Origin of the sequence: Vibrio sp. V15_P4S5T153 (assembly GCF_963874485.1) — a bacterium.
GTDB lineage: Bacteria > Pseudomonadota > Gammaproteobacteria > Enterobacterales > Vibrionaceae > Vibrio > Vibrio anguillarum.
The window spans coordinates 313,010-325,115 of sequence record NZ_CAWNHR010000017.1; the positions used below are offsets into that span (position 1 = coordinate 313,010).

A 12,106-nucleotide genomic window follows, 5' to 3' on the forward strand; every position below is an offset into this window, starting at 1 on the left:
CGCAACAATCGCAAAGCGCATGGCATTTTCAATGCCAATGCTCAGAGTGAACAAGTCACCTTAAAGCGTGTCGCGCTAGCTTTTGATGGGTTTTTCCGTCGATTTAAAAAAGGTGATAAGAAGGCTGGATTCCCGCGTTTTAAGCCATTTCAACGCTTTAAAGGCTGGGGTTATAAGGCACATGGTGACGGCTGGAAGCTCCACCTAAAAGAAAAAAAGCATGGTGCTGTTTATCTGGCTGATGTTGGCATCGTTAAGATCCGAGGTAAAGCTAGAAACGCTGACGGCAAGCCGAAAACTGCCGAGATCATTCGCAAGAATGGTGAGTGGTTCATCTCAGTTTCAATGGAATACGATTCCATTGAAAGACAATGTGGCACTAAAGCCATTGGTTTAGATTGGGGTGTTTCTCACTATTTTTCGACTATCGATCAAGATGGTAATTTTAAGCAAGTCGAGAATCCGCGCTATCTCAGGAATAGCAAAGAGCAACTAGCGGCTTTGCAACGTGATTTGGCTTTGGCTAAAAAAGGAACTCGCGCCCACCGCAAACTAAAGCATCAAATTGCCAAACTCCACCAAAAAATCGCCCGTCAAAGGCTCGATTTTACTCACAAAGAAACTGCGAAATTAGTGGGGGTGGCCGCTTTGATAGCCACCGAAAAGCTAACTGTTAAGAACATGACTCGCAGTGCCAAAGGCACTGCCGAAGAACACGGAAAAATGGTAAAACAAAAAGCTGGCTTGAATAGGGAGATCCTGAACACTGCTCCAGCCATGACTCTTAATTTGCTGCGATACAAAGCGGAAGAAGCTGGTAGCGAATTTGTTGAAGTGCCAACGAAGCAAGTTAAGCCAAGTCAAACCTGTCCAGATTGCGGAGCTAAGAAGAAAAAATTCTTAGCTGAACGCTGGCACTCATGCAAATGCGGCTGTGAGAAGCCCCGTGATGTAGCCAGTGCGCAAGTTAATTTAAACTGGGCGTTAGGCATTCAGGCTGGGAACCAGCCTAAAAAGGCAGCTTAGGCTTTCTTTTTGAAACTCCTTCAAAACGCGTAGCGTTTAGTGGGAGTTGTTCATGAATCTCTATCTTTGCTCTCTTTCCTATTTATCTGTTATTTAGAAGAAAAAATGAGTGCAGAACACAAGCCCTGCACCAACAATTTTTATCAACCATAACTAGATGGCGAGGCTTTATTCAATTAACATATTGTTAATCATCATCTTCCGCTGGAACAAGATGTAGGTTCAGTTTAATAACTTCATTATCAATCGAGAAGTTAAATTTTACAGAAATTTGTTGTGTGATTCGATAGTTGAAACAGCCATTAAATTGTTCACCTGACTTTACCAATAAGCATACTTGTTGTGTTTTAGGTAAAGTATCACTACAGCCGTAAAGCCGAGCAACATTTACAAGTTCAACAAGTACTTCATCATAGCTAGTGTCAATATCAATTTTGGTTGAATGAGGCAGTGAATCCGACTTGTTGTCTATTGAAGCGTAAAACTCAGAAACACCTTTAACTAAGAACTGATAAATAGCTCTTTCATACACCCTTTCTTTCCAAGGGGTAATGAAATCTTTTATGTTCGTTGAATCTAAAGCTTGATTTTTACCAGAGACAGAATCGTAAAGATATAGATGCTCATAAGCATTATTGCCGTGAAATAACTCATTCAAAAATACATTTGATAAAGCAGGGTCTAAAGTTTCTCCCTCAATAGCATCAATGCCTGGTTTTAGATGAAATGCTGCAAAGTACCCCTTAGAAATATTTAAAATGTGGTAATAGAAATCTTTGCCTTCAATCTTGCTTTTTACGAAAAGTGGTCCATCGTACCATTCAAGAATTTCTGATTCATTTGTGCAAAAGCTTGAATTAATGGACTGCATTAACTGCTTCTGGGATTTGATTAAATCCTTCATTTTTAATCCAAATTTTATTTTTTAGAGCTAGAATATTATCTCTTTTAATTCTTGTTATCAAGTCCTGTCTTCCTCTTCTTTGATACAAGTTGAACAATGCATGTCTTGACGATGAAACAACTTTGGTAAATGAGTTAAGACTAACTGTTACAAAATCCAATAACTCTTTTCTTTTTACTAAAACGAAATAACTATCAAATTCAAAGGCTACAAGATCTTGTTTTCCGTATATCCAGCCATTATTCCCGCGAACATTTCTGAATTCTATCCAGATTGCATCTTCATCTTTATTTATAGAATTTCTGCTTATGCGCTTCATTGCCTTAACGTCAACCGAATATTGCTTCCCGTCTCGATATAGAAAAAAATCTATATGATCCTCAATGTTTTCTTTCTTTGACGCAGGAATGACCTTGAAACCTTTACTTTGAGCTAATTCGCAGAACACACTCTCGGTTCCAAAGCCTTCTATATAACTTGTGGCGTATTTTTGGTTTATCATGTTGAATTTATTTCTTTATTAATCAATTTTTTCAGACTGAATATTATGTTATTTATATTTTTCAGACGTTTTATTCATATTATACAATGCAATGTGAATTTTGATCAAAAAAGATCTTCTTTTTTCTTTTTTGAAAAGATATCTATTCTTAATGGTGATATTATTTAATAAATAACAAATCTTATATTCGTATTAAATTATATGTCTAAAATATTTTATCATGGTTCAGATGATTACCTTCCACCAGGAACAAAACTAAGAAATTGTGTAGATTATGAAGGAAAGTGGGGAGCTGCTGGATTTTATAGGGGGTTGGAATACCATAGACCTAATAAGTTCACTGCACATAAAGATAGTGTGTTTTTAGTGAAAGAGCTTGAAGATCTTGAATACGCTGGTGGCGGTGAGGAATACACTTTTTTGGTCGTGCCGAAAGGAGATGTTACGAAACACGATATGTATTGGAGCACAAAGGTGACTGAGTTAATGGATTCAGGCTTCTGTGTTGAAAGTGATGTTGTTAAGGAAGCAGCACTGAAGTACTGGTCTGGTGAAGCTTCAGAGGCTCCAGCGTGGGAATACATGTGTAAGGAAGCTATAGTATTGCGAGTATTCGATTGGGATGTCGATTCGTCTTTAATTAAAGATGCAAGGACAGTTCTAGAACAGAAGAAAATTTTAAGAAGAGAACAAACCTTATGTCCATCATAAGAAAAAAGCCCATCATGAAGGGCTTTTTATTAAAGATTTAGTCCAGACACTCTTTCCTTGGATCTGGGTTCTATAAGTAGTTTTTTATCGATTTCAGCTATAACTTCACTGTATGGGTATCCGCTGGTGTAAATGGAACTGAGCAAGATGTTGTGCGCATCGAACTGAGCCTTATTCTCTTTTACAAAGCTTGAGAGAGCTTTAAACCATTCGGATTTTCCTTGTGCATCCTGCCAAGGTTGATACTCATCTAACAAGTCCTCTATATCGGAAATTGCATCACGGCGCTCTTCAATCTCTTCACCGTGTCTAAGTTCTCGAACTCGATTGGAGTCAACGAAAACATGTTCAATACCGCTATGCTGTACGAATAAGCAAGGAATTCCTTGATAATAAGAAGTGTAGGAACTGATGTACCAGTCATCTATAAATTCTTGAATGCTATTCAATTCAAATATATCAACGATTTGGTCTTTTATACCTGAGCCAATAGTTCTGAAGAAATCGGATTTATCAATTTCAATTGATAGTGGGGCATCTTTCATTTCATTGATATCGTCACCATCAGCCCCAACACATGATGTTACATAAGTAAATTTGGACATTTAATGCACCTTATATTTATTGTTAAATATAATTTTAGCATTGAATGTCCAATCTTAAAAGAAGTGGTGAGCCTATGCTTTTCCTTGAGTGTACTCATCTACATCGCGGTTAATTCCACTAACGTAAACCCAGCGACTACCATTAGGCTCATTTTGGAATTTTCCTTGATAATAGCGTTCAGCCTGCAAGTTTCTAAAGAAAGATTCTCTAGATAGGATTTTATATCCACCCGAATTACTGCTTCCTTTTTGCTTTGGAGTGTATTCATTGCAGTTTGATAGTGACATACCAATATAGTTTACTCTGGTTGTCTGCTTTGGAAGTTTAACCGTTTTTGATGGGAATCCCTTTCTAAGCCCTTTACCTTCCGTTGCTGAATGATAGATGAGCAATCCTGCAACAATCTTTGTAAGGGTTAGAATCATCTTTGATTCAAGCTCATTCAAAGATTGATCGTATAGGAAGCACTTAGCATCACCCATTTCATTCATGTCATTAATGATGTCCATGACCTCTTCAATAATCACAGACTTATTCATTAAATACCCATCCTTTGTCCTATAACTAATGGATAGGAATGTCCTATTAGTTAAAGGCTTTGGAGTAAACTCAGCCCCTAAGTATTTTTCGTCATAAGGAGTAGTCATGTTTTCGTAAATATCAGCTTCACCTGATAAGCATACTAAGCAAGGTGGCAACTCAACTCCATTAATTACAGTCTTACTCGGAAACGAAAAAGAGAAAATGGGGAAGGGAGCCGCTAGCATTGCGTTCAAACCAGTCTTGTACTTGGCGATAAACAGGTCATTGATCAGATCTTTATCCTCAACAAAGATTGTAGGGCAACCATTGTTGATCCAGTAATTCTCTTCTGCGTCTGTTTTATAACCAAGAATGTCATTTGTCTGAATTAGTGTTTCAGCTTCACTTCGCATAAATTCGTCATAACCAGGAACATACCCAAAATTCTGCTTTGTGATATGAAGTAGGTTTTTTGATGAAATGCAGTATTGATACTTAGTTTTGTAGATTTCGAATGACATAAAACACCCCTAGATAACTATCACAATTATACATAAAATTAAGGCAGGGTAAAGTATTGATTGTGAGGTTCAGATAGTGTATAGATAACATAAATAAGCAATAGGATAATTTATGAAAAAAGCAGTAATAAGCCTAAATGACAATGAGATTGAGATTTCAAACTCAGATAGAGTTTTGTTCATTACAGGTGCGGGAATAAGTGTAGCAAGTGGATTGCCTACTTATAGAGGTGAGGGAGGTCTTTATACAAACCAGAAGGGAAAGATTGAGCATTTATTGTCAGCCTTCAACATGGATAAAAGACCAGGAGTGATTTGGGATGTAATCTCGCCTCTACTTAAGGGTTACGAAGGCTACAAGCCTAACATAGCTCACACACAGATTGCGCAGATTCAAAAGCTAGTCAAAGACTCGTGTGTATTCACTCAGCAAGTAGACAACCTCCACCAGAAAGCAGGGTCGGAAAACGTCATTGACATTCACGGAAACTTATCTGTTGTGTATTGCAAAAACTGCATTAATGTTCGAGGAATCAAACATGGCTACATTCCAATAAGTGACATAGACTTGAATGTTAAGACGAAAAGGAATGCTCCAGCTTGTTCATTTTGTAAGTCGGATTTGAGACCAAACATCGTACCGTTCAATGGTATGCTTGATATGGAAAAGATCTATCAACTAGAAGATTTCTTGAGAGAGCCTGTCAGTCACGTATTTGTGATTGGAACATCACTTCAATTCCCATATATGGAAGAACCAATAAGGGGTTGTCATAAAGCCTACAATGCTAAGATCATTTATGTTGAGCCTAGTGATGCTTTTGATGTATTGAGTCAGACTGATATCCCTCACTATAGAGCTAAGATGACATCATCTGAGTTTTTTGAAAACTGCTTAAGATTTGAGTGAACGAAAAAGAGGCAATAGCTTCTTTTTTATATATTATAAAAAATATACAATATCTTTTTTTATTTTATTGACAATTGAATCGCATAGATGCATAATTGTTTCGTCTTTGGGGAAAGACATAACTAAAGAGGAAACTTTTATGATGAACACACGATTAGCAATGGCGGTCATGTCTTCGACCATCATCTATTGCGCAACCGTTTTAACAGTATTTCTTATTGTATATTCGGTTGTCTTATCTCTAAACCCTACTTACACAACAAATGTTGTATACCTGAAAAGTTTAGGTTTTGTATCTTTAATCATTGTCGCTGACGATGTTGTAAAATTCATCGGTTACAAAGATAAATGGTCAATGTTGGGTTTGGGAGCGTTCATGTTCTCTCTAGGCATTACATCAATGCTACCGAAAAGCCTTCTAGTAAACTTCTCTATCATTGAAGCTGCTGGTTTGGCAATTACGCCGCTAATTCTTTTCGCTTCTCTTTTTAAGTACGTAAAGAAAGCAACTAAAAAACAATTAGCAGCATAACAAAAGGGGGGAAACCCCCTTTGTTTCTAATTTGGTTTAGTCTTGCCATCCCCATTTCCTAATAAACTCGACGAATTCTTTATCGTCTTCCATTTGGATCTTCTTTAAATATGACGAATATGCGATCTCATGCGCTTTGTTTAGCTCAATAAGAAGTGAGATTTCATTCAACAAGCCAAAGGTATTCATCATAAATTCTATTCTTTTTTTGAGATCATTTATGATTTTATCGCATTCATCACTGCCAATTTCAAAAGCCCACTCATCGGAAAATTCTCTCGATTCTCTTTTGATGTTTTCTCTGATTTCTGATTCTTTAACAGGAGTCAGAGGAAGAAAACGCCATGCGATTGCTGACTTTCTCTCCCATTCAAAGCCATTCGAAACGATCCAGTAGTTCGCAAAGATCGCTAAACCTATGCAGATTATCGCTGGTGGAATAGTCCATACACCTGCTCCAAGCAAAACAAAAAGCACGTAAGTGCTAGTTATGGCTATCGGGCTTAGGGCGTATGACAAAAACACAAAAAGCTTGCTATCAGCAGATTTCACAATGAAATTCATTCTATTTTAATTAATTATCAACAAAAAAACGTAAACAAAACAGTGAATTGATTTTCCGCGCTTGTCGCGGTTATCTCAAGATAACGTTCAAAAATCAAACACATCAGTATCAATCAGGCGGATCGGATTATAGATCGTCATTCTGGAAGATCAAGACTTTTTTCTGATGATCTTTTTTAAAAAAAAGTTGACACGAATTGGTTTGTGATCAATTAATATTATTTATATATAATTACTATTAAGTATATATTTATAACTATGATTAGTAAGAAAATACTTTGTATTTTCAATAATCAATTTTATTTACTTTCTAGTTTTTCTAATGTATTCTTATCAACTAAACTAAACTAAAACATATACGCGATCAGGCAGTTGCGCAAAAACTAATCACTATTAAAGAATTAATATTATGAATAAAAATGTAAATGTTTATCTAGGAGACTGTTTTGATGGAACAGTTTTTTTAGTCTATGAGCATGACAAAAAGCTCTTGAAGATAGTTCCTCGGAATGAGAATGCCCTGTACACGATGCTGACTGAAATCTATGGTAAGAATCCAGGATGTTTAAATCTTGACCAGGATCAGTTAACTCATATCGTAAACAGTATGGGAGAGAAGGCACCTGAAGGCTTTAGAATCGAGCCATTTGAAGTTATGAGTCTAAACGATCATCTTGGTCAGTTGTCCTTAATTATTGTTGAAGAGTCACCTCAATTTGTTGTAGAGAAGCTTGAGATTGATTATTTTAAATACCAACTGAATACTGAATACGTAACTAGAGTTTTCTCTGGCTTGGCATATGGGTTATCGATTCCAGTGTTTGCTGACGAGCACACATGCTTGACATCAAATCGACCAGTAAAATCTGTTTGTACATCCACAAAGCATGAACCTCTTACTGAAAGAGAAATTGAAGATATTGTATTTGAACTTAAGGCTAAGTTCTCGAAATCTAATTTTTCTAATTTCGGAGATGTTAAAGATATGATCAACAAGAAGCTGAAGGATACTGGAAACACTTATGAGTATCCATATGTTCAGTTAGTTGCTCTTGTTAATAAAATTTTCTTCATGGTTTAGGTGGTTACATGTCAAACATTTACACGGAAAATGCGAATACAATTATTCGAATTCACACAAGAGAAGAAGTGAAAAAACTATTTGAAACCCTCTCTCAAAGTTCGTCATTTGATGTTTCAGAAGTCATGTGTTGGTCTGCCGTTGCTCTGTTAGTGTTCAATGATGATCAGAGTAAAGATTATGCTGTCGCTGTACATGGTGATTATGGATACTATGTAACAGATCTTAACTCTGGTGATGTAAAATCAAACATTAAAATTGAGATTAGAAATCCTTCTACCTTGGCTTATTTTAAAGCTATCTCAGCGTACCATCTAAACTCAACTTATCTTGATGAAGACCGTCAACTACTTCAACTGATTATGCTAGCTTTAGAAGAAAATGGGTTTATTGATGCTGATGGTCATATTGCTCCAAAATATCTAGGGAAAGGTCATCAGGATTTTGGCTCATTCAAGTTGAAATTGGATTTAGAAAGTCACACTAAAGAGATCATGCTTTATGATTTTAATGCGAATGTCTTTGGAGCGTTCAAACAAGAAATCGTAATTAATGACTTTTTCGCTTCTGCTGAATTGCTTCTTGATTTGATTGAAAAGGCTAAAACTAAATCAAAAAATAGAAGTTCTACTCGAAATCCTGACTTTGTTGATGAACTAAAACGCAGCAAAATGATTTTCACTCCATGCATTGAGGAAGATAAATATTTGTTGAATCCTCAATTAAGTGAAGATGTTTTACAGAAAGCAAGAGCTACAATGTTGGCAACAAACGAACAATCTTCGATCTCTCTTTTAGAGTTGGTTAATGTAGTAATTGACTCAAAGAATTTAGGTCGTGATGTCAGATCTTCTGTGAAGAGTTTACTGCTAGATAGATTTAGTTTTCCAAGTGAAGTGCATCTTGCGGTCGTTCTTGAAGGTTTATATGGATACACTCAAGTTCCATTAGTAAATGATTTCATCATCAAGCACAAAAGTAGGGTATAAATTATGAATAACATTAATAATTTGCCAACAATGCTTCTTTCAGTCCCTGCTTTGACTATGATTCATTTACTTGATGGAGAATCGGGCTGTTTCAATTTCAATAAGCATATGAAAGGTGAAAGCGGTCTAACGGATGATTTCAAGATTAATGTAGCGAACAGGGTGCTCGTAAATGGTCTCGTTTTAACAAGACCTGGTGATAAAAATGAAATTTTTACGTTGTTGCCTAATAAGTCTTCATTAGCAAGAATAGCTATTGAAATATCTGACAAAAATGAAATGTTTAATAGTAGAAGACACCTTCCAGAACTTGTAGATAAACTCATGTCTAAAGATATTTTAGATATTGGCTACTTGGAAATGGTTGATGAAAATTATCAACTAGTGTTAAACATGATTGATAAGATTAAAGATGAGGATCTTGATCATCTTAATTTTGACACTTCAAATGAGAATATCGTCATCACCCTTAATGATATAGTGTTTACGATTTTTTCTCATAATTTCTATGGTATTGAAGTGAATGTTCTATCTGTTTCAAAGCCTGGCTATGAAGATTTCTTTGTACCTTTTGATTTCTTTGATTTATTAGCAGAAGGAGTAAGAGAGCTTGAATCGCTTACAATGGTTGCTATGATTGCTGGTTTTGAGGATGAGCAATCAACTGAACGTGAACCTTTGGTAAAAGATTTGTTGAGTATGGAACAAATTGACTTGTTGTCACATGTGTTGACTGTAGAAACACATTTTATGCTCTCTGAAGTTTAGAGTAGCTATTAAAAAGCCATGCTCAGCATGGCTTTTTTTATTTAATATAAATTACGCGTTGATTACTGCTTCCTCTCCATTTAAGGGATGGATCGGCTAATTTGTGGTCAAACCTACCATCTATCAATACATCTAAGTAATTAACAACTTCAAGTTGTTCTTTTTCTAACTGTTCAAGTCGATATCCAGTCCATAACCATATATCTGATTGTGGTGACTCACTTCTAACACGCTTAACAAGCTTTAATACTGAATTTAGATTTTTGGGATGGAGAGGTTCTCCACCAAGTATGCTTAATCCATTTCTCTTTATTCTTGTGTCTGTTAGGTCATTGATAATAGTCTTCTCTATTTCGCTATTAAATTCACTGCCAGCATCGAATGGAAAGCTTTTTGCGTTGAAGCATTTGTGACAATGATGTTCGCAGCCTGAAACGAAGATAGAGCATCTAGTGCCTTCACCATTGATAAAATCAACAGGGTTATAAGTCATGTAATTCATTTTTTATCTCCTTTATTAATCAAATTCTATCATTGAGACCAAAATCAAGGGATATAAGATAGAAGCTATTGAATATTTTATTGATTTAAAGCAATTTAAATCAAAAATTCGTTGACTGTTAGCTCTTTGATTCATAAAATTATGATTGAGATAAATTAAAATATTACCTTAAAGAACAAATATTTAATTTTAAATAAATAAGGAAAAGATCATGACCGATACAACTTTAGAAAAAAACCTTACCAAGAAAGATATAGTTCAACGTTTAGTTGATCAGCATAACTTCACGACTAAAGATGCGACTGCACTTGTAGAAACTTTCTTTAATGAAATTAAAGAAACAATTGCTAGCGGTGAGCCTTTAAAGCTATCTAATTTTGGTAACTTCAATATTAATCATAAAAAAAGCCGTCCAGGTCGCAATCCAAAAACAGGTGATGAGGTAATGATCTCTGAAAGACGTGTTGTTACTTTCTCCCCTTCTGACAATTTCAAGAATGAAGTTCAAACTGCTTTTGAATCCCGTCTGTAATACGCGAGACGTAAAAAGGATGAGTTTTTAAACTCATCCTTTTTTTGTTTTACATTCGTTAGTAAACGAATACAGTCCAAGCTTGACCTGTGACATAGCCATACTTCGCGCCATTAAGAGCGTATCCTCTCGAACAAGCTGCTGAGTGCCAAGGAGAGAAAGCCCATCTGTAGTAACTACCGTAATGACCAGTAAAGTCTTCTACTGTCAGTGTGTTGTTGTACTGACCTTCAGACATTAAATCTGAGCGCGGGTTATGCCATCTAAAGTGATTCCCTGTAGAACGATGAACAATGTAAGCTCTACCACCTGAATATAAGGTAGCGTGCATGTTTCCTGTACTGTATCTGCCACTATCGAAACCGACAGTTACACTTCCATTCTGACCAACGCCCCAACGAGTGTGGATAGGTAATACTTCATTCGGGATCGCAAAACCAACACCTCTATTGTAGATAGATTCTAGATCGTATTGGTAGTTACCACCAGTCCATGCAACAGGGCTATTCTCGCGCTGTGCTGCTACCATTGTCCAACCGTTGTTGCAGTAAGTAACGTATGAATTACTAGGGGTAACATCTAAACGTTTCCATCCGTTTGGATTCCAGCCTGGTTGTGCAGATGCGATTTCTGACTTGTTTGCATTATAGAAATCCAGAAGAGTTTTACAGCTTCTGTTATCCATCAAACCACGCTGTGTCGATGTCTCAATATAACGGTATGTTCTCATCTGATCGTATGAAACTGTACCGTCTGGATCGTTAAGTGTAATTGAGCGCTTTTGTTCAACAGAACATGTTCTCTCTTGACCTTCGGCATCTTGAGTGTACGGAGTAAGGTATCTACTTGCTGAACCAATAGAGTTCCACTCAGTGCATGATACTGTGCTTGTATCTTCCCAAGCTGTATTGTCAACAGTGACTACACGGCTTTCTTGTTTATTGATGGTTCTTTCATGTCTAATTGGATCACCATCATTTGCAACCTCACCACGACCATCTTCGATTTTCTTTTGTTCCATACGGAACTCATCTACCGTAAATGTTCTGCTTTGAGAATAATCAGGGACATTAACATCGGCATCTGAATCTTTAAAGATTACTCCGCGATGACCTTGTGTGGAAGCCATAATGCTTGGAGTAGATGGTTCCCAAGGTGTGTGATCACGATGTGGAGTGAATTCCTTCCAAGGTGTAAATTCTGATGGAAGTGCATTAGACTTAACTAAGTTAGCGATTGGAATCCTGAGATTTGCTGTTACTGGAGCTGTGTTTGCCTCTTCAGCATGTGAATTCATGCTAAAAGCTGATAAACTAGCGACCACAGAAATCGTAAGAACTGATTTTTTTATTCTTAACATACTGGCCTCGTTTTTTATTATTTGTTGTTTTTCTTTTAGTAATATTCTTAAATAATATTCTTAAATAAAACAACGT

General features: G+C 36.3%; 15 protein-coding genes. 8 read left to right on the plus strand and 7 right to left on the minus strand.

The window, feature by feature from the left end; all coding sequences use genetic code 11:
- A partial coding sequence (locus tag AACT42_RS11915) for an RNA-guided endonuclease InsQ/TnpB family protein (RefSeq protein ID WP_094182814.1) occupies positions 1-1,026 on the plus strand: 1,026 nt, incomplete at its 5' end.
- A 187-nt stretch (positions 1,027-1,213) separates the two neighbouring features.
- Here the strand turns inward: AACT42_RS11915 and AACT42_RS11920 are convergent.
- Entirely contained in the window at positions 1,214-1,930 is a 717-nt protein-coding gene (locus AACT42_RS11920) for a hypothetical protein (protein ID WP_176432219.1), read from the minus strand.
- A complete protein-coding gene (locus AACT42_RS11925; RefSeq protein WP_038129215.1) occupies positions 1,884-2,432 on the minus strand; it encodes a hypothetical protein in 549 nt (182 codons plus the stop codon). The genes AACT42_RS11920 and AACT42_RS11925 overlap by 47 nt, the downstream gene beginning before the upstream one ends.
- Positions 2,433-2,633: 201 nt before the next feature.
- Here AACT42_RS11925 and AACT42_RS11930 point away from each other — a divergent pair, with 201 nt between their 5' ends.
- A complete protein-coding gene (locus AACT42_RS11930) occupies positions 2,634-3,143 on the plus strand; it encodes a hypothetical protein (protein ID WP_094133538.1) in 510 nt (169 codons plus the stop codon).
- A 29-nt stretch (positions 3,144-3,172) separates the two neighbouring features.
- On the opposite strand, the gene AACT42_RS11935 is transcribed toward AACT42_RS11930, so the two are convergent.
- Together AACT42_RS11935 and AACT42_RS11940 are read right to left on the minus strand one after the other, a co-directional pair.
- Positions 3,173-3,748 (minus strand): hypothetical protein, encoded by a 576-nt coding sequence (locus AACT42_RS11935; RefSeq protein ID WP_094133537.1) that lies wholly within the window; start codon positions 3,746-3,748, stop codon positions 3,173-3,175.
- Between the two features lie 72 nt (positions 3,749-3,820).
- Positions 3,821-4,792 carry a hypothetical protein gene (locus AACT42_RS11940; RefSeq protein WP_094133536.1) on the minus strand — a complete coding sequence of 324 codons (972 nt, stop codon included), beginning with the start codon at positions 4,790-4,792 and terminating at the stop codon, positions 3,821-3,823.
- Positions 4,793-4,904: 112 nt separating this feature from the next.
- On the opposite strand from AACT42_RS11940, the gene AACT42_RS11945 reads away from it, so the two are divergent.
- Complete coding sequence (locus AACT42_RS11945; protein WP_094133535.1) at positions 4,905-5,702, plus strand: SIR2 family NAD-dependent protein deacylase; 798 nt, start codon at positions 4,905-4,907, stop codon at positions 5,700-5,702.
- A gap of 139 nt (positions 5,703-5,841) precedes the next feature.
- Positions 5,842-6,234: a hypothetical protein gene (locus AACT42_RS11950; protein WP_021486088.1), complete on the plus strand. Its 393-nt coding sequence runs from the start codon at positions 5,842-5,844 to the stop codon at positions 6,232-6,234.
- A gap of 36 nt (positions 6,235-6,270) precedes the next feature.
- On the opposite strand, the gene AACT42_RS11955 is transcribed toward AACT42_RS11950, so the two are convergent.
- Positions 6,271-6,786: a hypothetical protein gene (locus tag AACT42_RS11955; RefSeq protein WP_094133534.1), complete on the minus strand. Its 516-nt coding sequence runs from the start codon at positions 6,784-6,786 to the stop codon at positions 6,271-6,273.
- A gap of 421 nt (positions 6,787-7,207) precedes the next feature.
- Between AACT42_RS11955 and AACT42_RS11960 the strand changes: the two genes are divergently transcribed.
- The 3 genes from AACT42_RS11960 to AACT42_RS11970 are packed head-to-tail and all read left to right on the plus strand — an operon-like array spanning position 7,208 to position 9,636.
- Positions 7,208-7,879 carry a hypothetical protein gene (locus tag AACT42_RS11960; protein ID WP_094133252.1) on the plus strand — a complete coding sequence of 224 codons (672 nt, stop codon included), beginning with the start codon at positions 7,208-7,210 and terminating at the stop codon, positions 7,877-7,879.
- 8 nt (positions 7,880-7,887) lie between these two features.
- On the plus strand, positions 7,888-8,868 hold the full coding sequence (locus AACT42_RS11965; protein ID WP_094133251.1) for a hypothetical protein: 981 nt from the start codon (positions 7,888-7,890) through the stop codon (positions 8,866-8,868).
- Positions 8,869-8,871: 3 nt separating this feature from the next.
- Positions 8,872-9,636, plus strand: coding sequence for a hypothetical protein (locus AACT42_RS11970; protein ID WP_094133250.1), 765 nt, complete (start codon positions 8,872-8,874; stop codon positions 9,634-9,636).
- Between the two features lie 37 nt (positions 9,637-9,673).
- Here AACT42_RS11970 and nrdG read toward each other — a convergent pair whose 3' ends face one another.
- A complete protein-coding gene (nrdG, locus tag AACT42_RS11975) occupies positions 9,674-10,138 on the minus strand; it encodes an anaerobic ribonucleoside-triphosphate reductase-activating protein (RefSeq protein ID WP_094133249.1) in 465 nt (154 codons plus the stop codon).
- Between the two features lie 211 nt (positions 10,139-10,349).
- Between nrdG and AACT42_RS11980 the strand changes: the two genes are divergently transcribed.
- Positions 10,350-10,670 (plus strand): integration host factor subunit alpha, encoded by a 321-nt coding sequence (locus AACT42_RS11980; protein ID WP_094133248.1) that lies wholly within the window; start codon positions 10,350-10,352, stop codon positions 10,668-10,670.
- Between the two features lie 58 nt (positions 10,671-10,728).
- On the opposite strand, the gene AACT42_RS11985 is transcribed toward AACT42_RS11980, so the two are convergent.
- Positions 10,729-12,030, minus strand: a complete 1,302-nt coding sequence (locus AACT42_RS11985) for a hypothetical protein (RefSeq protein ID WP_094133247.1) — start codon at positions 12,028-12,030, stop codon at positions 10,729-10,731.
- Positions 12,031-12,106 lie beyond the last annotated feature (76 nt).

Bases quoted from the DNA above. Each gene is read 5' to 3' on its own strand.
- AACT42_RS11920 (WP_176432219.1), bottom strand. From the start codon at position 1,930: ATGAAGGATTTAATCAAATCCCAGAAGCAGTTAATGCAGTCCATTAAT.
- AACT42_RS11925 (WP_038129215.1), bottom strand. From the start codon at position 2,432: ATGATAAACCAAAAATACGCCACAAGTTATATAGAAGGCTTTGGAACC.
- AACT42_RS11930 (WP_094133538.1), top strand. From the start codon at position 2,634: ATGTCTAAAATATTTTATCATGGTTCAGATGATTACCTTCCACCAGGA.
- AACT42_RS11935 (WP_094133537.1), bottom strand. From the start codon at position 3,748: ATGTCCAAATTTACTTATGTAACATCATGTGTTGGGGCTGATGGTGAC.
- AACT42_RS11940 (WP_094133536.1), bottom strand. From the start codon at position 4,792: ATGTCATTCGAAATCTACAAAACTAAGTATCAATACTGCATTTCATCA.
- AACT42_RS11945 (WP_094133535.1), top strand. From the start codon at position 4,905: ATGAAAAAAGCAGTAATAAGCCTAAATGACAATGAGATTGAGATTTCA.
- AACT42_RS11950 (WP_021486088.1), top strand. From the start codon at position 5,842: ATGATGAACACACGATTAGCAATGGCGGTCATGTCTTCGACCATCATC.
- AACT42_RS11960 (WP_094133252.1), top strand. From the start codon at position 7,208: ATGAATAAAAATGTAAATGTTTATCTAGGAGACTGTTTTGATGGAACA.
- AACT42_RS11965 (WP_094133251.1), top strand. From the start codon at position 7,888: ATGTCAAACATTTACACGGAAAATGCGAATACAATTATTCGAATTCAC.
- AACT42_RS11970 (WP_094133250.1), top strand. From the start codon at position 8,872: ATGAATAACATTAATAATTTGCCAACAATGCTTCTTTCAGTCCCTGCT.
- nrdG (WP_094133249.1), bottom strand. From the start codon at position 10,138: ATGAATTACATGACTTATAACCCTGTTGATTTTATCAATGGTGAAGGC.
- AACT42_RS11980 (WP_094133248.1), top strand. From the start codon at position 10,350: ATGACCGATACAACTTTAGAAAAAAACCTTACCAAGAAAGATATAGTT.
- AACT42_RS11985 (WP_094133247.1), bottom strand. From the start codon at position 12,030: ATGTTAAGAATAAAAAAATCAGTTCTTACGATTTCTGTGGTCGCTAGT.